Annotated in this window: 21 protein-coding genes; 11 read left to right on the top strand and 10 right to left on the bottom strand. The window is 66.4% G+C overall.

Translation table 11 applies throughout. From position 1 onward, the window contains the following. Nucleotides 1-65 precede the first annotated feature (65 nt). Together AC1M0F_RS06315 and AC1M0F_RS06310 are read left to right on the top strand one after the other, a co-directional pair. Nucleotides 66-953, top strand: coding sequence for an aminoglycoside phosphotransferase family protein (locus tag AC1M0F_RS06315; RefSeq protein ID WP_480237328.1), 888 nt, complete (start codon nucleotides 66-68; stop codon nucleotides 951-953). Between the two features lie 9 nt (nucleotides 954-962). Then, on the top strand, nucleotides 963-1,448 hold the full coding sequence (locus tag AC1M0F_RS06310; RefSeq protein ID WP_480237327.1) for a YbaK/EbsC family protein: 486 nt from the start codon (nucleotides 963-965) through the stop codon (nucleotides 1,446-1,448). A gap of 94 nt (nucleotides 1,449-1,542) precedes the next feature. Here AC1M0F_RS06310 and galK read toward each other — a convergent pair whose 3' ends face one another. Beyond that, entirely contained in the window at nucleotides 1,543-2,703 is a 1,161-nt protein-coding gene (gene galK, locus AC1M0F_RS06305; RefSeq protein ID WP_480237326.1) for a galactokinase, read from the bottom strand. Beyond that, nucleotides 2,700-3,821 (bottom strand): galactose-1-phosphate uridylyltransferase, encoded by a 1,122-nt coding sequence (gene galT / locus AC1M0F_RS06300; RefSeq protein WP_480237325.1) that lies wholly within the window; start codon nucleotides 3,819-3,821, stop codon nucleotides 2,700-2,702. The genes galK and galT overlap by 4 nt, the downstream gene beginning before the upstream one ends. 165 nt (nucleotides 3,822-3,986) lie before the next feature. On the opposite strand from galT, the gene AC1M0F_RS06295 reads away from it, so the two are divergent. Next, nucleotides 3,987-4,733, top strand: coding sequence for a DeoR/GlpR family DNA-binding transcription regulator (locus tag AC1M0F_RS06295; protein ID WP_480237324.1), 747 nt, complete (start codon nucleotides 3,987-3,989; stop codon nucleotides 4,731-4,733). Nucleotides 4,734-4,744: 11 nt separating this feature from the next. On the opposite strand, the gene AC1M0F_RS06290 is transcribed toward AC1M0F_RS06295, so the two are convergent. Further along, nucleotides 4,745-4,948: a dodecin family protein gene (locus tag AC1M0F_RS06290; RefSeq protein ID WP_480237323.1), complete on the bottom strand. Its 204-nt coding sequence runs from the start codon at nucleotides 4,946-4,948 to the stop codon at nucleotides 4,745-4,747. Nucleotides 4,949-5,073: 125 nt separating this feature from the next. On the opposite strand from AC1M0F_RS06290, the gene AC1M0F_RS06285 reads away from it, so the two are divergent. Further along, nucleotides 5,074-6,003 carry an aldose 1-epimerase family protein gene (locus tag AC1M0F_RS06285; protein WP_480237322.1) on the top strand — a complete coding sequence of 310 codons (930 nt, stop codon included), beginning with the start codon at nucleotides 5,074-5,076 and terminating at the stop codon, nucleotides 6,001-6,003. A gap of 13 nt (nucleotides 6,004-6,016) precedes the next feature. On the opposite strand, the gene AC1M0F_RS06280 is transcribed toward AC1M0F_RS06285, so the two are convergent. From AC1M0F_RS06280 to AC1M0F_RS06270, 3 genes are all read right to left on the bottom strand, one after another. Continuing rightward, the gene (locus AC1M0F_RS06280; RefSeq protein WP_480237321.1) at nucleotides 6,017-6,517 is read right to left on the bottom strand and encodes an FBP domain-containing protein; all 501 of its coding nucleotides are present in this window, start codon (nucleotides 6,515-6,517) and stop codon (nucleotides 6,017-6,019) included. 238 nt (nucleotides 6,518-6,755) lie between these two features. Continuing rightward, nucleotides 6,756-7,922 (bottom strand): methyltransferase, encoded by a 1,167-nt coding sequence (locus tag AC1M0F_RS06275; RefSeq protein ID WP_480237320.1) that lies wholly within the window; start codon nucleotides 7,920-7,922, stop codon nucleotides 6,756-6,758. Nucleotides 7,923-8,049: 127 nt separating this feature from the next. Beyond that, entirely contained in the window at nucleotides 8,050-9,552 is a 1,503-nt protein-coding gene (locus AC1M0F_RS06270; RefSeq protein WP_480237319.1) for an HNH endonuclease signature motif containing protein, read from the bottom strand. Nucleotides 9,553-9,922: 370 nt separating this feature from the next. Here AC1M0F_RS06270 and AC1M0F_RS06265 point away from each other — a divergent pair, with 370 nt between their 5' ends. Genes AC1M0F_RS06265 through AC1M0F_RS06255 form a run of 3 tightly spaced genes read left to right on the top strand, consistent with a single transcriptional unit; the run spans nucleotide 9,923 to nucleotide 15,717 of the window. Continuing rightward, a complete protein-coding gene (locus AC1M0F_RS06265; RefSeq protein ID WP_480237318.1) occupies nucleotides 9,923-10,663 on the top strand; it encodes a hypothetical protein in 741 nt (246 codons plus the stop codon). Next, nucleotides 10,660-12,228 (top strand): DNA polymerase Y family protein, encoded by a 1,569-nt coding sequence (locus tag AC1M0F_RS06260; RefSeq protein ID WP_480237317.1) that lies wholly within the window; start codon nucleotides 10,660-10,662, stop codon nucleotides 12,226-12,228. Before AC1M0F_RS06265 ends, AC1M0F_RS06260 begins: the two co-directional genes overlap by 4 nt. Before the next feature lie 36 nt (nucleotides 12,229-12,264). Further along, nucleotides 12,265-15,717, top strand: coding sequence for an error-prone DNA polymerase (locus AC1M0F_RS06255; RefSeq protein ID WP_480237316.1), 3,453 nt, complete (start codon nucleotides 12,265-12,267; stop codon nucleotides 15,715-15,717). On the opposite strand, the gene AC1M0F_RS06250 is transcribed toward AC1M0F_RS06255, so the two are convergent. Next, nucleotides 15,631-16,584 (bottom strand): EamA family transporter, encoded by a 954-nt coding sequence (locus AC1M0F_RS06250; protein ID WP_480237315.1) that lies wholly within the window; start codon nucleotides 16,582-16,584, stop codon nucleotides 15,631-15,633. The genes AC1M0F_RS06255 and AC1M0F_RS06250 overlap by 87 nt on opposite strands. Nucleotides 16,585-16,672: 88 nt before the next feature. Here AC1M0F_RS06250 and AC1M0F_RS06245 point away from each other — a divergent pair, with 88 nt between their 5' ends. Next, entirely contained in the window at nucleotides 16,673-16,831 is a 159-nt protein-coding gene (locus AC1M0F_RS06245; protein ID WP_480237314.1) for a hypothetical protein, read from the top strand. Nucleotides 16,832-17,047: 216 nt separating this feature from the next. Here the strand turns inward: AC1M0F_RS06245 and AC1M0F_RS06240 are convergent, their stop codons facing one another. Together AC1M0F_RS06240 and AC1M0F_RS06235 are read right to left on the bottom strand one after the other, a co-directional pair. Next, on the bottom strand, nucleotides 17,048-17,434 hold the full coding sequence (locus AC1M0F_RS06240; protein WP_480237313.1) for a DUF2255 family protein: 387 nt from the start codon (nucleotides 17,432-17,434) through the stop codon (nucleotides 17,048-17,050). A gap of 231 nt (nucleotides 17,435-17,665) precedes the next feature. After that, nucleotides 17,666-17,812: a hypothetical protein gene (locus AC1M0F_RS06235; RefSeq protein WP_480237312.1), complete on the bottom strand. Its 147-nt coding sequence runs from the start codon at nucleotides 17,810-17,812 to the stop codon at nucleotides 17,666-17,668. 192 nt (nucleotides 17,813-18,004) lie between these two features. On the opposite strand from AC1M0F_RS06235, the gene AC1M0F_RS06230 reads away from it, so the two are divergent. The 3 genes from AC1M0F_RS06230 (at nucleotide 18,005) to AC1M0F_RS06220 (ending at nucleotide 21,330) form a co-directional block, all read left to right on the top strand. After that, nucleotides 18,005-18,406, top strand: a complete 402-nt coding sequence (locus tag AC1M0F_RS06230) for a tyrosine-type recombinase/integrase (protein WP_480237311.1) — start codon at nucleotides 18,005-18,007, stop codon at nucleotides 18,404-18,406. A 189-nt stretch (nucleotides 18,407-18,595) separates the two neighbouring features. After that, nucleotides 18,596-18,940, top strand: a complete 345-nt coding sequence (locus tag AC1M0F_RS06225) for a tyrosine-type recombinase/integrase (protein ID WP_480237310.1) — start codon at nucleotides 18,596-18,598, stop codon at nucleotides 18,938-18,940. An 83-nt stretch (nucleotides 18,941-19,023) separates the two neighbouring features. Next, complete coding sequence (locus tag AC1M0F_RS06220; protein WP_480237309.1) at nucleotides 19,024-21,330, top strand: N-6 DNA methylase; 2,307 nt, start codon at nucleotides 19,024-19,026, stop codon at nucleotides 21,328-21,330. Here the strand turns inward: AC1M0F_RS06220 and AC1M0F_RS06215 are convergent. After that, on the bottom strand, nucleotides 21,323-22,525 hold the full coding sequence (locus AC1M0F_RS06215; protein WP_480237308.1) for a hypothetical protein: 1,203 nt from the start codon (nucleotides 22,523-22,525) through the stop codon (nucleotides 21,323-21,325). The two genes, AC1M0F_RS06220 and AC1M0F_RS06215, sit on opposite strands and share 8 nt — an antisense overlap. Nucleotides 22,526-22,592 lie beyond the last annotated feature (67 nt).

Here is a 22,592-nt window from a genome sequence, read left to right as displayed (position 1 = left end):
AGTGGCTCGAAAACCTGTGGTTTTCGAGCCACTACTGCGTTCTCGGCGATCGTTAGGCTCTGATCATGGGCGACATCGAGGTTCCAGCGTCGTTCCTCGCCATGCCGCGGTGGTGGACCGAGGGAGCGGAGTGGCTCGCGACCCTGCCCGCTGTTGTCGCCGAGCGCTGCGACGCCTGGGGTCTCGTCGTCGACGGCGAACCGCTGCACGGCTCGAACGCGCTCGTCGTGCCAGTGCTCCGGGGAACCGAGAGGCTGGTGCTGCGCCTGTCGCCGCCGGATGCCGCCTTCGCGGCCGAGAGGGACGCCCTGGCGTTCTGGGCGGGCCGCGGCACCGTGATGCTCGTGGGCGACGACGATTCCGGTGCCCTGTTGCTCGAACGACTCGACACGACGGGCACGCTCGCCGACGAACCGCTCGAGGTGGCCATGGACCAACTCGGGCGCGCGATGCGCCGACTGGCGGTTGCCGCACCGGCGTCAGCCCCGTCCACCGCCGACATCGTGCTGTCCCGCCTGCCCGAACTCGAGCCGCAGTGGGAGCAACTCGGCCGCCCGTTCGACCGTGCTCTTCTCGACGCGGCGGTCGCGGCCGGGCGCCCGCTGCAACACACGGCGACCCCGGACACCGCCGTGAACGGCGACCTGCACGCCGACCAGGTGCTCCGTGGCAGCCGTGAGCCGTGGCTCGTCGTCGATCCGCTGCTGCTGCGAGGCGACATCGAGTACGACATCGCCCGCGCGCTGTGGACGCGTGTCGACGACATGGGCGACCCGCCGGAGATCCTCGACTGCTTCTCCCGGATGGTCCGCGCGGCCGGACTGGACGACCACCGCGCCAGGGCCTGGGCGCTGTATCGCACCGTCGATTACTGGCTCTGGGCGCTGGACGCCGGGCTCACCATCGATCCTGAGCGCTGCCGCCGCGTGGCTGGAGCGCTCACGCGTGGATAGGATTCCGGCATGACAGACAGCCGTGCCGGCCACCCGACCGTCGACCGTGTGGTCGCCGAGCTCAGGGCAGGGGGAGCCGGCGGCGACGTGCGCTGGTTCGACGATGCGACACCCACGGCTGTGCACGCTGCTGCGGCGCTCGGGGTCGAGGTCGGAGCAATCGCCAACTCGCTCATCTTCACGCTCGACGGCGACCCCGTCCTCGTCCTGACCTCGGGCGCTCACCGCGTCGACACGGCCTGGCTGGGCGAGCAGCTCGGCGGACGGCTCAGGCGGGCGGATGCCGTGACGGTCCGGTCAGCGACCGGCCAGGTGATCGGGGGAGTCGCGCCGGTCGGACATCCGGCCCCTGTGCGGACCTTCATCGACACGGCGCTCGCCGCGTACCCGGAGGTGTGGGCGGCGGCGGGGCATCCGCACACCGTGTTCCCGACCACGTTCGACGAACTCGTCCGGCTGACCGGAGGAACGCCGACAGCGGTCGAGCCGGGCTAGCGGCGCTCGCTCAACAGGAGCAGTCTTGTGAAAAGTGGCGTTTCGTCCTGTTGCGTGTGCGTGAGGCGCGTTTTTCTCTGTTGAACGTCGGCGACTAGTCGACGCGGGACGCGCCGTCCGCCGCCGTGACGGTGAACAGTTCGGGCTCGCGGAACCCGTGCGCGGCGAAGGCCGCTGTGACGGCATCGGACACGGCATGCAGGTCGGCGACCCGGACGAGCGCGATCGCCGCGCCTCCGAAGCCGCCGCCGGTCATCCGCGCGCCGACAGCGCCGGCGGCATTGGCGGAGTCGACGGCCACGTCGAGTTCGGCCACCGAGATCTCGAAGTCGTCCCGCATGGAGACGTGCGAGGCGGTGAGCAGCTCGCCGATCGCCTCGGGTCCCTCCGTACGCAGCGTGCGAACCGTGTCGAGCACGCGCTGGTTCTCGGTGAGGATGTGACGAACCCGTCGCAGGGTCTCCGCGTCGAGCACTTCCGCTGCGCGCTCGAGGTCGTCGACGTCGAGGTCGCGGAGGGACGATACGCCCATCTCGCGCGCCCCGCGCTCGCAGGATGCCCGACGGTCGGCATACCCGCCGGTCGCGTGCGCGTGGGAAACCCTCGTGTTGATGATGAGGAGCACAAGGCCTGCCGCCTCGAATCCAAGCGGGATGACCTCGGCATCGAGGCTGCGGCAGTCGAGGAACACCGCTGCATCTTTCTGGCCGAGCAGGGATGCCGACTGGTCCATGATGCCTGTCGGCGCGCCGACAGCCTTGTTCTCGGCGAGCTGGCCGACGCGTGCCAGGGTCTCGCGACTGAGGTCGAGGCCCCAGACCTCGGTGAGCGCGACGGACACGGCGCACTCGATCGCTGCTGACGACGACAGGCCTGCGCCGATCGGCACGGCCGAATCGATGTGCGCGTCGAACCCGGACACCGCGGAGAGGTCGGCGCCGAACTCGCCGAGGGCCCAGACCACGCCGAGCGGATAGGCCGACCAGCCGGAGAGGGCCGCCGGGGTGACGTCATCGAGTGCGATCCTGACGATGTCGTCGGTGTACGCCGTCGTCACCTGGATGATGCGGTCCTCCCGTGCAGCGAGTGCCACGACGGTCGACCGGTCAATAGCGAACGGGAAGACGAAGCCGTCGTTGTAGTCGGTGTGCTCACCGATGAGGTTGACGCGGCCCGGGGCGCGCCAGACTCCCTCGGGCTCGCGGGTGAACCGCTCCACGAAGCCCGCTCGTGCCCGGTTGCTCAGCTCGCTCATACGGGGTTCTCCTTGTCGGCGCGGGCGATGGCGTCGCGCACCCGTTCCGCGGTCTGCTCAGGCGGGATGTCGCCGATCCAGGCGCCCATGGCCGCTTCGGAACCGGCCAGGTACTTCAGTTTGTCGGCGGCGCGGCGCGGTGACGTGAGCTGAAGCATCAGCCGGATCTCGTCGCGGCCTGTCGCGACCGGGGCCTGGTGCCACGCGGCGATGTACGGGGTCTGGGTCTCGTACAGGGCGTCGATGCCGCGGAGCAGCCGCAGGTAGAGCACCGCGAGTTCGTCGCGCTCCTCGTCCGTGGTGCCGTCGAAGTCGGGCACGTGGCGGTGGGGGAGCATGTGCACCTCGATCGGCCACCTGGCCGCGAAAGGCACGAACGCCGTCCAGTGCTCGCCGCGCAGGACCACCCGGTCGCCGGCCTGCTCGCTGGCGAGGATGTCGGCGAACAGTGTCGGTCCGTAGTTCTCGACGGATGCCAGCAGGCGCTGCGTGCGCGGCGTGACGTACGGGTAGGAGTAGATCTGGCCGTGCGGGTGCAGAAGTGTCACGCCGATCTCGACGCCCCTGTTCTCGAATGGGAACACCTGCTGGATCCCTGGCAGGGCCGAGAGCGCAGCGGTGCGCGATGCCCACGCCTCGATGACGGTCCGCGCGCGGGAACGGCTGAGCGATCCGAATGATCCTTCGTGCTCAGGGCTGAAGCACACCACTTCACAGCGGCCGACCGACGTGCGGGTGCGACCGATACCGATCTCGGCGAGGTCGTCGAGCCCGAGAGGAGCGTTGTCGTCCTCGAGCAGGGGGCCGAACGACGGGGAGCGGTTCTCGAACACGGCGACGTCGTAGTTGCTCGGCACCTCCGACGGGTTCGTGGGGGTCTGGGGTGCGAGCGGGTCGAGGTGCGCCGGGGGCAGGAACGCACGGCCTTGGCGGGCTGACGCGATCGAGATCCACTCGCCGGTGAGGGGATCCTGGCGCATGGATGCCGTCGGCGGCCTGTCCGGAAGGTCTCGTGTGTCCGCTGACCGTTCCGGGCCGAGCGTCGTGTCGGCATCGTCGAAGTAGATGATCTCGCGACCGTCGGCGAGGACGTCCGTCTGTGAGGTGATGCTGGACATCTGGCGGCGGCCTTTCGAGCGGATGCTTTCAAATACGTAAGCATTCTAAGCATCCATTTCACTGTTGACAAGCAAACGAAAGTAAATGAAGATTGCCGCATGGTGACGATGCGGCATGCGCCCGAAGGTGGAGACGCCGTTCCCGCGCCGGTTCGGCGGCGGCGAATGGCCGACCTCATCGCCGGCCGTGGGTTCGTCCGGGTGTCGGAACTCGCCGATGTCTTCGCGGTGAGTGAGGTCACCGTTCGGAGTGACCTGGCCGCACTCGACGACGACGGCGCGTTGCTCCGGGTGCACGGGGGAGCCATGCCCCGCGACGGGCGTCAACGAGAGTCGAGCTTCGAGGAATCGCTCGAGTCATCAGCGCAGGCCAAGCAGGCGATCGGACGGCTGGCCGCCTCTCTCGTCAGTTCCGGTCAGAGCATCCTCCTCGATGTCGGCACGACGACCCTCGCCGTCGCGCAGGCGCTCAAGGAGCGGACGGACCTCGAAGACCTCGTCATCATCACCAACGGTCTCAACATCGCGCTGGAACTCGAATCCGAGATCCCGCGGTTCACCGTCATCGTGACCGGCGGCGCTCTGCGCCCGCTTCAGCATTCCCTCGTTCAGCCGCTCGCACGCGCCGTGCTCGACCAGGTGCACGCCGACCTGGCCATCCTCGGCTGCAACGGCGTTGACGTCGTCGGCGGCGTGACCAACGTCAACCTGCCCGAGGCCGAGGTGAAACAGTTGATGGTCGCTGCCGCCGAACGGATCGTCGTCGTCGCGGACGCGTCGAAGCTCGGCCGGGTGAGTCTCGGCACCATCGCACCGCTTGACCGGGTCGACCTACTCGTGACCAGCGACAACGCGAACCCGGCGCTGGTCGCCGATATCTCGGCGGCCGGCGTCGAGGTTCTCACGGCCTGAGCTGAAGGCCGTCATTCAAGGACGAACGTCACCTCCAGCGCAACCTGCCAGGCAACGATCTTGCCGTCCTGCACTTCGACCTTCTGGTCCTTGACCCACGCGCCGGACACGTGGCGCAGCGTCTCGTTCGCCCTGGCGACGCCGGCGGCGACGGCGTCGTCGAAACTGGTGTCGGACCGGGCGCTGATGGTGGTGATACGGGCAACCGAACTCATTTTTCCTCCTTGGATCGTCGGGTTTTTCCGATTCTGCTCCCGCGGACACAATTCGGATAGCCGTCGCCGCTGTGCGGGGAGGCGACTACGCTCGGGGAGGAAAACGTCACGAGGAGCCAGACCCAATGAATGCAGTCACCGGCGAACAGTTCGACCTGAGCCTGGAGACGTCGTCAGGCGGCATCGTCCAGGCGACGATCACGCAGGTGGCTGCAGGCATCCGCCGTCTGAGCGTGCACGGGATCGACATCGTCCCGCCGTACGACGCCGGGCGGAAGCGCCCATGGGGCAGCGGGATCATCCTCGTGCCCTGGCCCAACCGCATCCGCGACGGACGCTGGTCGCTCGACGGCGAGACCCAGCAGCTCGCCATCACCGAACCGGCGAAGAACAACGCCATCCACGGCCTGCTGCGCTTCAGTCCGTACTCGGTCGCCGCGCGCACCGAGTCGACGCTGCGGCTCGAGGCGAAAGTGTTCCCGCAGAACGGTTACCCGTTCCTGCTCGACACCGCTGTCACCTACCGGCTCGTCGACGCCGGCGTCGAGGTCACCCACACGATCACGAACCAGTCGGATGCCGCAGCTCCTGTCGCTATCGGTGCGCACCCGTTCTTCACCATCGGTGACGTCGAACCGGAGGACCTCACCGTCACCGTGAACGTCAGCACGTATTTCGAGGTGGACGAGCGGCTGCTGCCGACGGCCGAAGTCCCCGTCGATGGCACTCCGTTCGACCTGCGGGGCGGCGTGCTCCTGGCGGACCTCTCCCTCGACGCCGGTTTCGGTGGCGCCGTCATGAACGACGGTGTGTCAGAACACTCGGTGTCGGCTCCGGACGGCCGAACCGTGACCGTCTGGGGCGACGAGAACTTCCCGTACTGGCAGGTGTTCACCACCGACCAGTACCCGGGCCAGTCGAAGGCGGTGGCCATCGAGCCGATGACCGCGCCGACGGATGCCTTCAACTCCGGCCAGGACCTGAAATGGCTCGCCCCTGGCGAGACCTGGGAGGCCAGCTGGGGCGTTCGGGCAGACGGGTTCGCGCCGGTCTAGGCGCCGATCACCCTCAGGGCAGATCCGCCCCGATGCTCACGTCGTCTACGAAGCGCCGCACCCGCTCCTGCAGTCCCGCGACCTGCTTCTCCCTGGCCGCGTGCACGTCGAAGCCGAGGTACGCCACGGCAGGGAGCTTTCGAGCGTTGACGGAGCAACCAAAACCGGCGCACACAAGCGTGCCGATCGTGTTGCCTTTGCGACCGGCCGCGCCCGCGCGTTTGACGCCGTAGAACACGACGTCATCGGTCAGGGTGATGTCCTGACACCAGGAGCACAGCACCCGCGCCCGAGGAAGCGCTTCGGCCTGCTGGAGCAGGATTCCCGTCACGGTGTCGCCCTGCCGGAGGACGACGTAGGCGCGTCGGGGAAACTTCCGGTCGCGCCAGCCGAGGAAGTCGAGCCGCTCCCAGTCGAGGGCGTCGAGATCTGACGGGAGGGTGAGGTCGCCGACCTCCCTCCTGGATGCGTTGATGAAGGATGAACGGATGTCTTTTTCGGTGAGGGGAAGCATGTCCTGGGTCTCTGATCGTCGGCCGTGGCGGCTGGAAAGCCGGTGGGCCGGCATGGTGATGGTCGGGCCCGTTCCGCCGGTGCGGCTGTGCTGACCGGGAGTCGGGCGCGCGCCCCGCGAGTGTGCGAAGCAGATCAGTGGGGAGGGCTACCTCGTGCCGGCGAGAATGACGCCGGCAACCTCCTGACGCCCTGCGGGCGGGTTGTGGACGGACTGCATCACACAAGTTTAGCTGCGGCTATGCGGTGCTTGCGGCGAGCCGCCAGAGCGACGTGACCTCTGCGGCCCTGGCGGTGTGCAGCGGGTCGGAGCGGTCGGCGGCGCGGGCGTGGGTCGGGCGGGTGTCCATCCGGGCGATCACGACGAGCCCGGCGTCCTCGATGGCGTCGAGCAGGTCACCGCGCGAGCGCAGGCCGAGCCGTTCAGCGATGTCGGAGATGATGAGCCAGCCTTCGCCGCCAGGAGTGAGATGGTCGGCGAGGCCGGTGAGGAAACCGGCGAGCATGCGTCCGTCTTCGTCGTAGACGGCGTGGTCCGTCGCGGTCTTCGGCGTCGAGGGGATCCACGGCGGGTTGCAGGCCACGATGTCCGCACGGCCGTCGGGGAAGAGATCGGCCGCCACGATGGTCACCGCTTCGCTGAAGCCGAGCCTGTCGATGTTCTCCGTCGCGCAGGCGATCGCCCGCCGGTCCAGGTCGGTGGCGACGATACGACGGATGCCCCTGGCCGCGAGGATCGCCGAGAGCACGCCTGTGCCTGTGCCGATGTCGAATGCGCTCGCCGCTGACGGTGGAAGCGGCGCTGTGGCCACGAGGTCGAGGTATTCGCCCCGGACCGGCGCGAAGACGCCATAGTGCGGGTGGATCCGAGCGCCGAGTGCCGGGATCTCGACCCCGGTGGCGCGCCATTCCTCGGCCCCGATCACGCCGAGCAGTTCCCTGAGCGAGACGACGGAGTCCTCGGCGGTGTCCGCCCAGGCGTGGGAGGTGGCGAGGCGGATGTCCGGCGCCCGGCGCAGCGGGAGCGTGCCGTCAGAGGAGACCGGGACGAGGAGCATCCCGAGGATCGTCGCCCGGCGGAGTGCCTCGTCGCGAGACCGGAAGAACGCGGCGGTGATGTCGTCGTTCCTGGGGGCACGTGCTTCGCCCAGCCGCCTGCCCATGGCGCTGAGCAGTTGCCTGGCGTTGTGGAAGTCGCCCGTCCAGAGAATCGCTGTCCCTGTCGACGCGAGCCGGAAGGCGGTCGCTGCCGTCATCGTGTCGTCGCCCGACACGACCGTGGCCGGGGGAGGCCACCCGCTTTCGGAGCGCCAGAGGGCCGATCGGGGCGCACCGTCCGCGACCCAGGCGATCCGTGCGGGCTCGACGATTCTGGCCGTTCCTGGGGCGTTCGTCCTCTCGGACATCTGTCTGCTTCCCGGGCATCTCTGCCGATTCGCGATCGGCTTTCAGTATCGCATTCTTCCGGCGTCCGCCCACGAGCCGGCTGTGCGTGGAGCTGCCTGGTTCGGATGATCTGAGGACGCATCCGGGTCAGTGGAAGTAGGGTTTCCGCTGGAGCCAGTCGGGGATGGTGACGACCGGTTTGCCGTCGATCATGGTGACGGAGAAGACGCCGGTGTCGATCATGCGGTGGTGGAACCAACAGTAGAGGGCGCCGTTGTCGGTGTGGGTGGGTCCACCGTCGGAGTATTCGATGATGTGGTGGGCCTCGCACGCGGACGCGGGGATGGTGCATCCGGGGATTCCGCAGGTGGGTCCGTCACGGGCGATCATGCCCAGTCGTTGGGTGCGGGTGAAGCCTCGCTGGGTGTTGCTGAGGGCAACCAGTGCTCCATCGGGGTCGATGATCGCGGGGAGGATGCTGCTGTCGCAGAGGATCTGTTTGATGGTCGAGTAGGGGATGGGGTCGGCGATCCCGACGATCTCGCCGGTGCCTTTCTCGTTCTTCAGGACTTCTGCGGTGACCGTGACGATGACCGTGGGTGCTGCGCCGCCGACGGTGGGGGCGTCGGTCGATCGGGCGAGTGAGTCGATCATCGCGGCGAACACGTCGGCGCGGATCTGACCGGGGGTGCGGGTCTCTCGCGGGCCAGTCGGGTCAGGGCCTTCACTGGTCGTGCCGCTTTCGGGGTCGTCGGTGGCCTGGGCAGACTCGCCGGGCTCAATGGTCGCGGTCGCGGGCGTGGCGTCCGTGTGATCGCCGCCGGGATTCGAGGGGTCGCCGGCCAGGTACCTGGGCGCCGTTCGGGGGCTGAGGACGGCGGCGAACAGGGCACGGAGTTTCGCTCCGACGTCGACGGTGACCTGGCCGCCGAACCGGACCAGCCCGTTGGTCGTGGTGTTCGAGACCCAGAAGTCGCGGTTCTGGAACGCTTTCTCGGCTCGTGGCTCGATGCCGTCCTGGTCGAGTCGGTCGCGCCATTGTCTCGCTTGAACGGCGACGAGGTCCGGTGGCAGCGGCAGGCCGATGTCGGTGCCGCTGCCGGTCGCCTGCCCGACCAGGACCTCCTCGGCGACGGCGAGCTGTTCGACGTCTGTGCGGGGCGCCGCGGTGGTGAGTTCCTTGCTGATCACATCGGCGGTCTCGATGCCGATCAACCCGGCCCGGAACGCATTACCCACGGTCGGGAACAGTGGCGGCAGGGGGAGTCCGGCATCCGTCGCCCGTGGTGAGGTGCGGGAGCCGACCCGGATCAACCGCAGTGCCGTCGACGCGGACATGCCGGCGACCAGCTCGACCAGATGCGATGGCCGGGCGAAGTTCAACCGGGCCGCCAGCCCCGCGCTGCCGCGCACAGGATCCGACCGCACCGCAACCTCATTGGCCGCTGCCGCGAGGATCGCCTCGATCCCGCGCCCGAGTGCTGCGGTCTTCGACAACACGTTGAGCACGCCGTCGCCGGTCAGCCGGTCGAGGTGGTCGAGATCGAGCGTTTCGATCACCTCGGCGAGCTGTTCTCCCAACCGGTCAAGCGCGAACTCTTCTACCGGCACATCGAGTGCAGGCGCGAGGACGCTGACCGGGGAAGTCACGACTCGGGGTCACCACCGAACGCGCGTCGAACAGCCAGCCACACGGTCGAACCGGACGGCGCTGACCTCGAACCCGACAGGGCCGGATCGGCGGTGGCGGCTGGCTCTTTCATGGCTCCATTCCACCACCGACCACTGACATTGCCCCGCGGCCGGGCGACCCGCGCCGCGGAGACCGGGAATCGATCGCTGACCTGTACTTTCATACCCCCATGAGCCACCAACCACTGACACTGATGCGGCAGTCCGACGCCTCCGGGCGAGGCTGTGGGAACAGGTCTGACGCTGTCTGGATCCGGGCGGAAATCGCGACTCTCCCGGGCGGTTGCACCCGATTGACTTAATCGAACATGTGTTCGACTATTAACGCATGACCCTGTCCGCAGCTCCCGCCCGTCCGCCGGTATTCGCCGGTGCTTCGGCCGCCGCAGCGAGCCAGGTCGCCGAGCTGCAGGCACGGATCCGGGGGATGCAACGCACCCGGATAGATTCGCACGGGCTGCCGACATCGCCGGGGGTCGCCGAGCTGCTGCCCGGTGGTGTGCTCCGCGCAGGGGCCGCCTATTCGGTGCACTCCTCGACGAGCCTGGCACTTGCCCTCCTCGCAGGGCCCAGCGCCGCTGGGGCGTGGTGCGGCGTGGTCGGGATGCCGTCGCTCGGCGTCGAAGCGGCCGCTGCAGCCGGTATCGATCTCGATCGGCTCGTGCTCGTCCCAGACCCTGGGGCGCAGTGGCTGCAGGTCACCGCAGCGCTGGCCGATGTCGTCACCGTCGTGCTCGCGCGTCCTCCGTCCTCCCTCACCTCCGCCGAGGTGGCGAGGCTGGGGTCCCGGCTGCGTCAGCGGGGATCCACCCTGATCGCGCTCGGCGACTGGCCGCAGAGCGAGGCTACGCTGCGGGTCTCTGAGGATCGCTGGATGGGACTCGGCTCAGGTCACGGCTACCTGGCCGCCAGGCAGGTGACAGTGTCGGTCACGGGGCGGACCCTCACAGGCAAACCGCGCCGCAAGCAATTGTGGCTGCCGGACGCCGAGCAGTCGATCCGCCCGGCAGGCCTGGCCGGAGTGCCCGTCGTCCTGCCCGACCGATACGACGAGGCGGCCGTGTCATGACGGCCGCCCCGGTACGGACCATGCTCATCTGGTGCCCTGACTGGCCGACGAACGCAGCGGCGGCGGAACTCGGCTGTGCACCAGGTGCCCCGCTCGCCCTGATCGAGCGCGGCGAAGTGTTCGCCTGCTCGCCCACCGCCCGGGACGAGGGAGTTCGGCGTGGGCTCCGCGTGCGTGAGGCGCAATCGCGCTGCCCCGACCTGATCGCGCTGCCATACGACCCGGTGCTCGACCACCGGGTGTTCGAACCGATCGTCGCCGCTGTCGAAGAGATCGTGCCTGGGGTCCAGCTCTCCCGGCCAGGAACCTGTGTGATGCGGGCACGGGGTCCCAGCCGCTACTACGGCGGGGAACGCCAGGCAGCGCAGGCACTCCTCGACACCCTCGCCGGCCTCGGCGTTCCCGGTGCCAGGGTCGGCATCGCCGACGGCCCGTTCGCCGCTGAGCAGGCTGCGAAGCTCGCGTCATCGAGCGAGGAGGATGCCATCCGTCTCGTCCCCGTCGGCCGCTCGCCCGAATTCCTCGCCCCGTTCCCCGTCGAACTCCTCGAACGCCCCGAGCTGGCCGCCCTGCTGCGCCGGCTCGGCATCCGCACCCTCGGCGACTTCGCCGCGCTCGAACAGATGCAGGTGCGTGACCGGTTCGGACCGGACGGCGTGCTCGCCCACCGGGTGGCGTCCGGCTTCGACCCGAGCGACGTCGACGCCCGCGTCCCGCCGGCCGACCACTCGAGCGTCGTCGAGTTCGAACCTGCGCTCGACCGGGTCGACCAGGTGGCCTTCGCTTTCCGCACGGCGGCGGAGGAATTCGTGGCCAGGCTGCAGGCGTCATCGCTCGTCGCGACGGCTATCCGGATCGAGGTGTCGACGGAGGGAGGCGATTCCCGGTCGCGTACCTGGCTGCATCCTCGGTGGTTCACGGCCGGAGACGTTCTCGACCGCGTGCGCTGGCAAGTGCAGGGGGCGGGGCTGGCAGAGAGCGGTCTGGGCAGCGCCATCACGAAGCTCAGGGTGGAGCCGGAGAGTGTCGACCCCGCCGGCAACCACGAGAACGGACTGTACGGGGGAGCGAACGACGAACGCATCCACTCGGGGCTCTCGCGGGTGCAGGGCATGGTCGGGCACGCCGGAGTGCTCACCGCGCGCATCTCCGGCGGGCGCCAGCCCTCCGATCGCCGGGTTCTCGTACCGTGGGGCGACCTGCCGCCTGGTGGCGAAGCATCCGTTCGTGCGTCCCAGGCGCTGCCGTGGCCCGGCCGGTTGCCAGGACCACCACCGGCGACCGTGTTTCCCGAGAGGCAACGCGTGCTGGTCAACGCCGCAGGAGGGGCAGAGGTCGACGTCGACGAGCGTGGGGAACTCTCGGCAGCGCCTGCGCTGTTCGCCGCACCGGGGGGAGCACAGGGAGCGGTCAGCGCATGGGCCGGCCCGTGGCCGGTCACCGAACGCTGGTGGGACGCAGGGGGCAAGCGGCTGAACCGGTTCCAGCTCGTCGACGAAACCGGGGGAGCCTGGCTGCTCGTCCTCGACGACTCCGGCTGGTGGGCGGAGGCCCGCTATGACTGAGCGCATGTTGCGACGATCGACGACGGGGGTGCGCTGATGGGCTGGCACAACCCGCCGGTGCCGTGGTCCGAGTTCGAACGCGCCCTCTCCGATGCCAGCCGTCCCGGCTCCCCTCCACCAGGGGCAGACGGCGGTGACAGCCCCGCCTGGTCGCGCAAACGGAACGCCTATGTGCCCGAGGTGCCGACAGCGGAACCCGTCGACGCGAGCGTTCCGTACGTCGAACTCCATGCCCACTCCAACTTCAGCTTCCTCGACGGTGCTTCAGGGCCAGAGAAGCTCGTCGAAGAGGCGGTGCGGCTGGGGCTCGACGGCATCGCCCTCACCGATCACGACGGGCTGTACGGCATCGTCCGGATGGCAGAAGCGGCCGAGGCATACCCGGGGCTCCGCACCATCTTCGGCGCTGAACTCTCCCTCGGGCTCAGCAAACCGCAGAACGGTGAACCGGACCCCGAAGGCACCCACCTCGTGGTGCTCGCCAGGCGGGAGGAGGGCTACCACCGGCTGGCCGGTGCTATCACCGCCGCCCAGCTGGCGCTCGGAGCCGAGAAGGGCAGGCCATGCTACGACATCGCCGACCTCGCCTCCGCAGCAGACGGAACCTGGCTGGTGCTCAGCGGATGCCGCAAGGGTGCGGTCCGGACGGCGCTCGCCGCCGAGGGAGCGGCTGGGGCGCGGCGGGAACTCGCCGAGCTCGTCCGGCTGTTCGGCGACGGCAACGTCGTCGTCGAACTCTTCGACCACGGCAACCCGGAGGACACCACCTCCAACGACACCCTCGCTGCCGTCGCCGCCGATCTCGGCCTCCCCGTCGTCGCCACGACCGGAGCACACTACGCGACGCCGGCGCAGCATCCGCTCGCCTCTGCGCTCGCCGCCGTCCGTGCGCGCCGCAGCCTGGACGAGCTCGACGGCTGGTTGCCGGCATCCGGTGGTGCTCACCTCCGCAGCGGCGCCGAGATGGCCCGCCGGTTCGCTCGCTACCCTGGAGCCGTCGCGCGCACCGTCGAGATCGCCGACGAACTGGCCTTCCGGCTGCGGAGCGTCAAACCGGGGCTCCCGCTCCAGGAAGTGCCAGAAGGGCACACGCCGATGAGCTGGCTGCGTGAACTCACCTGGCAGGGGGCGGCGAGACGATACCCCGATGCCGACAGCTCCGTCACCGAGAGGATCGAACGCGAACTCGAGGTGATCGAGCAGAAGGACTTCCCCGGCTATTTCCTCATCGTGCATGAGATCGTGCAGTTCGCCCGCAGCCGTGGCATCCTCTGCCAGGGCAGGGGGTCTGCAGCCAACTCGGCCGTCTGCTATCTGCTCGACATCACCGCAGTGGACTCGATCGCCTACGGGCTGCCGTTCGAGCGGTTCCTCTCGAGCATGCGCGACGAAGAGCCGGACATCGACGTCGACTTCGACTCCGACCGGCGCGAGGAAGTGATCCAGCACGTCTACGAGAGATACGGAAGGTTCAACGCCGCGCAGGTGGCGAACGTGATCACCTACAGGCCCAAGTTCGCCGTCCGTGACATGGCCAAGGCGCTCGGGCACAGCCCTGGGCAGCAGGACGCCTGGTCGAAGCAGGTGGAGCGCTGGGGGGCCCTCACCTCGAGCGACGACCATGACATCCCCCAGCCGGTCGTGGACCTGGCGCAGCAGGTGCTCAGTTTCCCGCGCCATCTCGGCATCCACTCCGGCGGAATGGTGCTCACCGACCGGCCGGTGGGTGAAGTATGCCCGATCGAGCATGGACGCATGGATGGGAGGACGGTCCTGCAATGGGACAAGGACGACTGCGCCTGGATGGGCTTGGTCAAGTTCGACCTGCTCGGTCTCGGCATGCTCGCCGCGCTGCAGTACTCCTTCGACCTCGCCGCAGAGCACTGCGGTGAGCGGTGGGACCTCCAGTCCATGCCCAAGGAGGAACAGGCGGTGTACGACCAGCTCTGCCGGGCAGACACCGTCGGGGTGTTCCAGGTCGAGAGCCGCGCGCAGATGGGGATGCTGCCCCGGTTGCAGCCGCGGTGCTTCTACGACCTCGTGATCCAGATCGCCATGGTCCGCCCTGGGCCGATCCAGGGCGGTGCTGTGCACCCGTACATCAGGAGGCGCACCGGTGGAGAGCCGGTCACCTACCTGCACCCGGACCTCGAACCGGTGCTCAAGCGCACGCTCGGCGTTCCCCTGTTCCAGGAGCAGCTCATGCAGATGGCCATGGTGGTCGGCGGCTGCACCGGTGAGGACGCCGACCTGCTGCGCCGGGCGATGGGGTCGAAACGCGGGCAGGAGAAGATCGAATCGCTCAAGGCGAAGCTCTACGCGGGGATGGCCGGGAACGGCATCACCGGCGACGACGCAGACACGATCTACATGAAGATCCAGGCATTCGCGAACTTCGGTTTCGCCGAGAGCCACTCGATCAGTTTCGCCCTGCTCGTCTACGCGAGCGCGTGGATGCGGCTGCACTACCCGGCGGCGTTCCTGGCCGCCTTGCTGCGGGCCCAGCCGATGGGGTTCTATTCGCCTCAGTCCCTCGTCGCGGATGCCACGCGGCACGGTGTCGAGACGTTGCGGCCGGACATCCTGCTCTCGGGGGCGGAGGCGCGGCTGGAGCCCCTCGCTGCCCCATCTGTCGATCGAGCAGCTCGCGAAGCGAGCGTGTCGAGATCCCCTCGCGCTGGTGCAACCGGCCTCGACGCCTGCCTCGCCACCCCGCAGCCGCCGGTCGAAGCATACGACCGCTTTGCGCCGTTCGACCCGGCCGTGCACCGCCGGGACGGTCACCATGCCGTGCGGCTTGGCCTCGCCGGGGTCTCATCGATCGGCGCGCGCAAGGCGGAGCAGATCGTCGCCGAGCGCGAGCGCGGAGGCGACTACCGTGACATGCGCGACCTCGCCAGGCGGGTCGGGCTCACGTCCGCCCAGCTCGAGGCGTTGTCGGCGGCAGGGGCGTTCGACACATTCGGGATCTCGAGGCGAGGCGCGCTCTGGGACTCGGAGCAGGCATCCCAGGAACGACCGGATCAGCTGCAGGGCACCCACATCACCGTGCAACCGCCCCTGTTCGCCATGCTCACCGGTGAGGAACAGGTGTTCAACGACCTCTGGTCGACCGGGATCACTCCAGACGATCATCCGATCAGGTATGTCCGCGATGCACTGGCCGAGCGTGGGGTGAAGAGCGCAGAGCAGCTTCAGACCACGGAGTCAGGGCGCCGGGTCGAGGTCGGCGGCGTCGTCACGCACCGACAGCGTCCGGCGACCGCGAGCGGCATCACGTTCATGAACCTGGAGGATGAGACCGGACTCGTCAACGTGATCTGCAGTGTCGGGGTGTGGGGCCGCTATCGGCGGACGGCACGGGAGGCGCCGGCGATGATCGTCCGCGGCATCCTGGAGCGGTCACCGGAGGGAATCGTCAACCTTCTCGCCGACCGGCTCGAGCCCCTCACCCTCAGCGCCCGCACCCGGTCGAGAGACTTCCAGTGATCGACGTGCCTTCACCTCGCGGCGGATCACCGCGGTAGCGAGCCCGGCCAGCATGACCGCGCCGCCGAGGATCTCGCTGAAGGTCGGCACCTCACCCTGCACGATCCACGCGGCGGCGATGCCGATCACCGGCACGAGCAGGGTGAACGGCACGACAGCGCTGGTGGGGTATTTGGCCATCAGCGTGTTCCAGATTCCGTAGCCGATGAGCGACGCAGCGACCGCCGTGTACAGCGTGCTGAGGATCGCCACGAGCGACAGATTCGACAGCGCGCCGAACACGATGTCCGGGCCGTCGAGCACGAGGGCGAGCGCGAAGCTCGGGATCGGGACGACGAGAGCGGACCACACCACGAGGGAGAGTCCGGATGCCGCCTTCGCACGGCGGCTGAGCACGTTGCCGATCGCCCAGGACAGTGCGGCTCCGAGCGTGATCACGAGCGGCACCCACGGCGCCGTGACGCTGTGGCCGACGACAACGATGCCGAGGCCCACGGTCCCGACGAGAACGCCGATGAGCTGGCGGCGGCTGGGTCGCTCGCCGAGGAAACCAGCCGAGATGACGATGGTCAGGATCACCTGCGTCTGAAGCAGCAGCGAGGCGAGACCGGCGGGCATGCCGAGGTGGAGCGCCAGGTAGAGCAGGCAGAACTGGCCCAGGCTGAGGAACGTTCCGATGTAGAGGATGTTCCGCCAGCCGATGGCGGGAGGGCGGAGGAAGAACACGGCCGGGATGGCGACGAGGACGAACCGCATGGCGACGAACACGAGCGGAGGCACTCCGGCGAGACCCTCGTCGATGACGACGAAGTTGAGGCCCCAGATCAGGGCCACGAGGAGCGCGAGGAGGCTGTGTCGAAGTGTCACCGTTCAACTGTGGCACAGGGCCGATGCCATCCGGTCCGAAGCGTGGCGGGCGACGCCCTGGCGAGCAGATCTTCGCTAGACTTGCCGCATGGCTTTCGTCCTCTCCTTCGCGCTGTTCATCGTCGGCATGTTCCTCTTCGGCTTCGCGTTCACGATCGACAGCTTCCAGGCGATCGTCTTCTTCGCCGGGATCATCGCGATCAGCCTGTCGTTCGGCATCCCCGCGCACGTCCTCGCCAAGCGCTAGGAGGCTTGCGGCACGAGCCCGCCCCTGATCGAGCTTCACGGGCCTGCCCGCTGATCGAGCTTGTCGAGATCAAGGACGGACGAGCGGGATCGGTCGCCCGGCGGCAATCGTTCGTAAAGCGCAAACGGCGACTGAACCCGCCTCAAAGCGTGCTTGAGCGACCAGCGAACCGGATTCGTCGCCGAGCGGCATCCGGTCCGGTCGCGCGATCCGACGCTAGGACGCCTGAGGCTCGAGCCTGATCGTCGTCGCGACCGTCTGCGGCCCGACGACCGTGCCGACGATGGCGGGACCGTGCCTGTCGTACTTGGCGTGGTACGCCGCGTCGATGTCCGGATGGACGGATGCGTCGGCCTCGGCGAAGACGACATCCTTCTCAATGCCGCCTGCCCGGATCCGGCCGGTGCCACTGGCTTTCGCACGGACGAACCACGGGTTGTCCGACCCGTACGCCGACCGGACATAGAGGTCGTCGCCTACGCGGACGACCCAGATGATCACGAACGGGCGCAGCGTGCCGTCCTTGCGCGTCGATGCGATCCTGAGTTCTTCGGCGTCTCCGATGCGAGACAGTTCTTCGCTGGTCCAGGTGGTCGTTGTCATCGTCGTCTCCCTTTACCTACTCTTCAACTCAGGAGACGGCAGGCTATTCCTGTACCACTGGCCTCCAAGCGCGGCAGGGGTGCACTCGCCATTGAGTCGAAATGCGATCCTCCTGGCGGACAGACCGGAACGATGCAGCTCCAGCACGCGCTCTGCAGCTGCGTCCGACCTGACCCCCGCGGATCAGGCGAGCCGGAACGGATCTGGTCTTGGGCCGGAAGTCGAGTTCATTCATGCTGCCGCCTCCTGTCCCTTGAGGATGCGGGCAAGACTCTTCGCGACGGTGGACGCGAGGCCAAGACCCGCACCATCGATGCGCGGTTCGTCTGGCAACGCGACATCGAGCCAGCGTGGCGACTCGGCACCTTCCACCTCCAAGCACTTCTCCAAAGGGCAATCTGATGGCACACGTTCGAACAGTCGAGCGTAAGACCGGCGTTGCTTATGAAGTGCGCTGGCGGGTAGGTGGGAGCTTCAAGCAGCGGTCGTTCACTGTGAATCGAGACGCAGAGCGCTTTGCCCTCAGAGTCGAGAACGAAACTCGCTGAGGGAAGCAGCACCGAGACGCTCGTGAAGAACGGGAAGACAGTTGCTCAGATCGTGGAGGCTTCCCTCGCCGCCAGCCGACCCGAGTTGCGGCCTGGGACACTGCAGAGCTACGAGACGATCTACAACAACCGCATCCTCCCAACGTTCGGCGCTCGCCGGATATCGACTGTGACCCGGGCCGACGTTCAAGGCTGGATTGCAAAACTGCATGGAGACGGCCCGTCTGCGGCAACCGTGCATCACCACTATGTGGCACTGAAGAAAGCGTTCAAGCACGCCCAGCACGACCGTCTGATCGCGCACAGCCCTTGCGACGGCGTGAAGGTACCGAAAAACCACACCGCCGACCAGTTCACGCCATCTTTCCTGATCGCCGCGCAGGTCGAGTTGTTGGCGACTGAGTTGGGAATAGCAGCACCCTAGACCTGCTGGTGCGGTTCGCCGCATTCACTGCCGAGCGGCAGAGCTCGCCGGACTGCGCGTCAGCGACGTGGACCTCGCTGGTGCCACCTACAGGTGCGACAGACGATCCAGAGGATTCGCTGAGAGTGGGTTCTCGGAACACCAAAGTCAAAGCGCTCTACGCGTGACGTTCCCCTCGTGCACAGCGGAATGGCTCACCCACAGTCCGGCAGCGCGGAGGCATTTCTGTGGCCTGGACGCAAGCTTGGACCACGCACGCTGGACTTCGGTCGAGTGCTCGATGTGGGGAGCTTCCGAAGAAATGACTTTCGTCCTGCCTTGAAGCGCGCTGGGCTATCAGAAATCCGAGCGCGTGACCTTCGACACACTGCCGCGTCGCTCTGGCTAGCTGCCGGCTTCAAGCCATACGAAGTAAGTCGTTGGCTTGGGCACGCCAATATCAATACGACGGACAGCATCTACGCCAATCTCTATCCGACGGGCTGCCGCGAGCACGTAGCTCGTTTCGACAAGTTCGCGGGGGTGGCCAGATGAAGAGATCTCCGCTCGTGTCGGACCGCTACCGTATCGTGGAGTCGTTCCTCGAACCCCGAATCCCAACTTCGAATCATTGGCCTATGCGCACACATCAGAAGCAAATTGTCCGAGCTATCTACGAAGGCTCCTGCGACGACGTTAGCTATTTGTCAGCAGATTTCCAGAACTGGAACGACCAAGTGGTCAGCCAACGGGGCGAACTCGACCGAAAGAAAAAGGTGAGTCGGGAGGAACTGCGGGCCGTTCTCGGTTACGAACTAGAAGACGCTGACCTTTATCGCTTCATGTATGCCGTGGAGCGATATTTGATGTTGCGGGCATTTCGCGTCATAGAGCTTTGCGTAGGGGAAAGGCTCTCCTCGATGGCCGCTCTACCAAAGGTGGTCGCGGAGGCCCTGGAGATCCGTGACTCACTTGCGCGCTTCGTGACCGACACAGCGCCGGAAGCGCTTCTTGTCGACCGCGCCGAGACCGACAAGCTTGTGACAGCCTCCCACGACGCAGAGATTTCGGACGTTTTTCAGGCTGAATACATGTCGCTTATTCCTCGACAGGTGCGACATGCGATCGGTTCGTTCTTCACCCCTCAGTGGTTGGCTCGACACGTTCTCCGAGGTACGGGATACAAATGGGAGGACGTGGAAAGCCTTCAGCAAACAGTTTGCGATCCCGCCTGCGGGTCCGGTGTGTTCCTGCTGGCCGCAGCAGAGGAGATCCGGCAGGCGGCCAAAGCGGGGCGACTGGACAAGCGCGATGCAGTCGAATTAATCAGCACGCGGCTTATTGGCATCGACATTGAGCTAGTGCCGTGTCTTCTGACCATCGCCTCCCTCGCCCTTGCCGCGAAGAGCATAATCGGTGAACAAAAGCTCGATGCGAGATTCATTTCCGAGTCTGTCCGCCATGCCGATTCGCTGGACCCTGTCGATGCCCCGAACAGCGTCGACGTGGTGGTGGGGAATCCGCCATGGGTCAACTGGGAGTACATGCCCGCAGAGTACAAGCGCAAGCACACTTCCCTGTGGCGAGACTTGGGCTTGTTTGGGCAGCAGGGAAACGCGTTTTCGTTCAGCAAAGAAGACATTTCGGCGCTGTTCGTTGCCCACGCAGTAGACACCCGTCTGAGCAAGGATGGGCGATTCGCCTTCGTATTACCGGAGTCTCTGGTCAAGTCCACGCTGAATCATCGTGGTTTCCGTCGCTTCGAGCTGGGCCCCGCAGCCGAGCCATATCGAATCTTGTGGGCTGAGGACTTCGTGAAAGTCAGGCCTTTCGAGGGAGTCGCCAATCGAACGATCGTTCTCTACGGCGATAGAGCTGGAACAACGGAATACCCATTGCCCTTCAACACATGGACCGCGGTGCGCCGAGGGATCCAGCCAACGACCGGATCATCCGCGCTTGAAGGTGAACAGGTCGTGGGGTTCGCGCAACTCGCGGAGGTTGGCGACCCGTCGAGCAGCTGGTCCACGGGGACTGCCGAAAATATTGCGGCGCATCGCGCCCTCGACGGAAAGAACCCCTATCGGGCTCGCACAGGTCTCTTCACAGGCGGTGCAAACGCTGTATTCCACCTCCGTTTGCTCGAAGAGGCCAAGGACGAGACGATTCGTGTGGCAAACGTCATCGAGCGGGCTAAACGAGTCGCGCCTCAAGTTGAGGCGACGCTGGAGACAGAATTCGTGTATCCGTTCCTGCGGGGCCGCGACGTTAACCAGTGGAGTTACACCGCGGAGTTGGGCGTTCTCTTACCGCACACCGCCGAGACAAAGATGAGGCCTGTCGATCCGAAGGTTCTTTCAGACAGAGCGCCTAATTCGCTCGCATATTTGGAGCAGTTCCGGGAAATCCTGGACGATCGAAAGGGTTTCTCGTCGTGGGAGCAGGCGTTCCGCGACGAGGGCTTTTATGCCTGCCAACGTGTCGGCGATTACACATTCTCAGAGTGGAAGGTTGCGTGGCGGTATATCTCGAAAACGTTCACCACGGCGGTGATCGGTCCGGTTCGAATCGCAGGTATGCCAGCCAAGCCTGCAATCGTAAATGAAAAGCTCATGCTCATTGCCTGTTCATCGAGCGACGAGGCGTACTTTGTCGGAGGGGTGCTCGCTAGTTCTCTAGTAGTGCGGCATGTAGAGAGTCGGATGGTGTCGACCCAGATTTCCCCGAGCATCATTTCGGGTATCGCGATGCCTGTTTTCGATTCGGAGAATGCAATACACAGATTGATCAGCACACTGTGTCGTACCGGCCACGAACAGACAGCGGCGGGCGACGCTTTGGCCCTCGCAGAAACGGTGCGCGACCTAGATAGAGCCGTGGCGATGCTGTGGGACGTCCCCGTTGTCTCGACCGAAGACGTCGAACACGCTGGCGTCCTTACTTGACCCAAACGGTTGCGCGCCCGGCCCTTACTCGCACCGTGCCCGAGGGAGCACTCTCTTGCGGTTGGAGTCTCTTCACGTTTGGGGCGTATCTGCTGTGCATTTCTTTGGCGGTGGTTGGAGAATAGAAGTCCGGATCGTAGTGAATCGCGACGACTTCACATAGACCCAGGTCGCCCGCTGCTAGGACCGACTTATAAGCAGAATTGTGTTGCACGAACACATCGAAATGCTCAAGCATCCGATGGATCGTCCCGTTTGGATTCTCGGCGTAGCCAACGCCATCCACGATGCCCCACAGTTGTAGTGTGGAGCCAGTTTTAGCTCGGTGCTCCTCGAGTCGTGCTCGAATCACCCCGTTCGTCGCAGCCTTATCTACGCCGAATTGACCGGGGTCAGATGACTGAACCAAGCCCATAACAATGGCCTGCGGCGTTCCAGACCCGTTGAGGACGACGATATCTGCACTTACCGTTTCGCCAGCTTTGCGTGGAGCGATTGTGAAACTGTCGAGAGCAATGTTCGGATCGGCAGCTCCCATCGGATCTATGGCCTTATCGGCAGGGAAAATGGCGATGTTGGTCTCCTGCAAGGCGACCGCGATTTCCGCCTCAGCACCGTGCCCTCGCCGCTTCGTCTCGTTCTGTTGCACGTCGTGAGGAGCAAGCCACAGGTCATTCACCGCAGTGCGCCGGACCTGATCAAGGCTGAAATACAGATCGAGGACGACCAACAGCCCCTTGCCGACGAAGTAACGTGCCATCACGTCGGATGCGCGCGTCCGTCGCGGCAGCGGCCCGGTCTTCAGCATGCTCAGAATTGCATTGGTTCCGTGTCGCTTCATTCCATGAGGGGCGCAACCGCAGATCGTCGCCGAGGGCGCGGTCTCCGAGATCGGTTCACGGCTGAAGCGGTAGCTGAGATCCAAGTAAAAGCGCTTGTCGGACAGTGAGAGGACGAGGCGCAACTCCTTCGCCAAGTCGGGCCGATCCAGCAGCCATTTCGAAATGGTGTCCTGAGTTAGCGACCCGGCGACGTAGCTATCCGCCGTCGGATAGATGGCGTCAAGTTCGTCCAGGAGTCTGGCCGGTCGCGCGGTGCCCGCGAGCGGCATCTGCTCCTGTGGCGCCACGTGGTACCAGTACTCGTCTTGTTTGGTGGCACACGAACCGAGTTGAAGCAGGGGAGCATTATTCACGCTCACATCTTGGCAGCATGGAGGGGATATGGAGGGCTCCCCGTTCGGGGAGCGATTCTGGTCCGTG

This window comes from Mycetocola sp. Y719 (genome assembly GCF_056713205.1).
The sequence above is the reverse complement of the archived record's forward strand: the minus strand, read 5'-3'. Positions and strand labels throughout refer to the sequence as shown.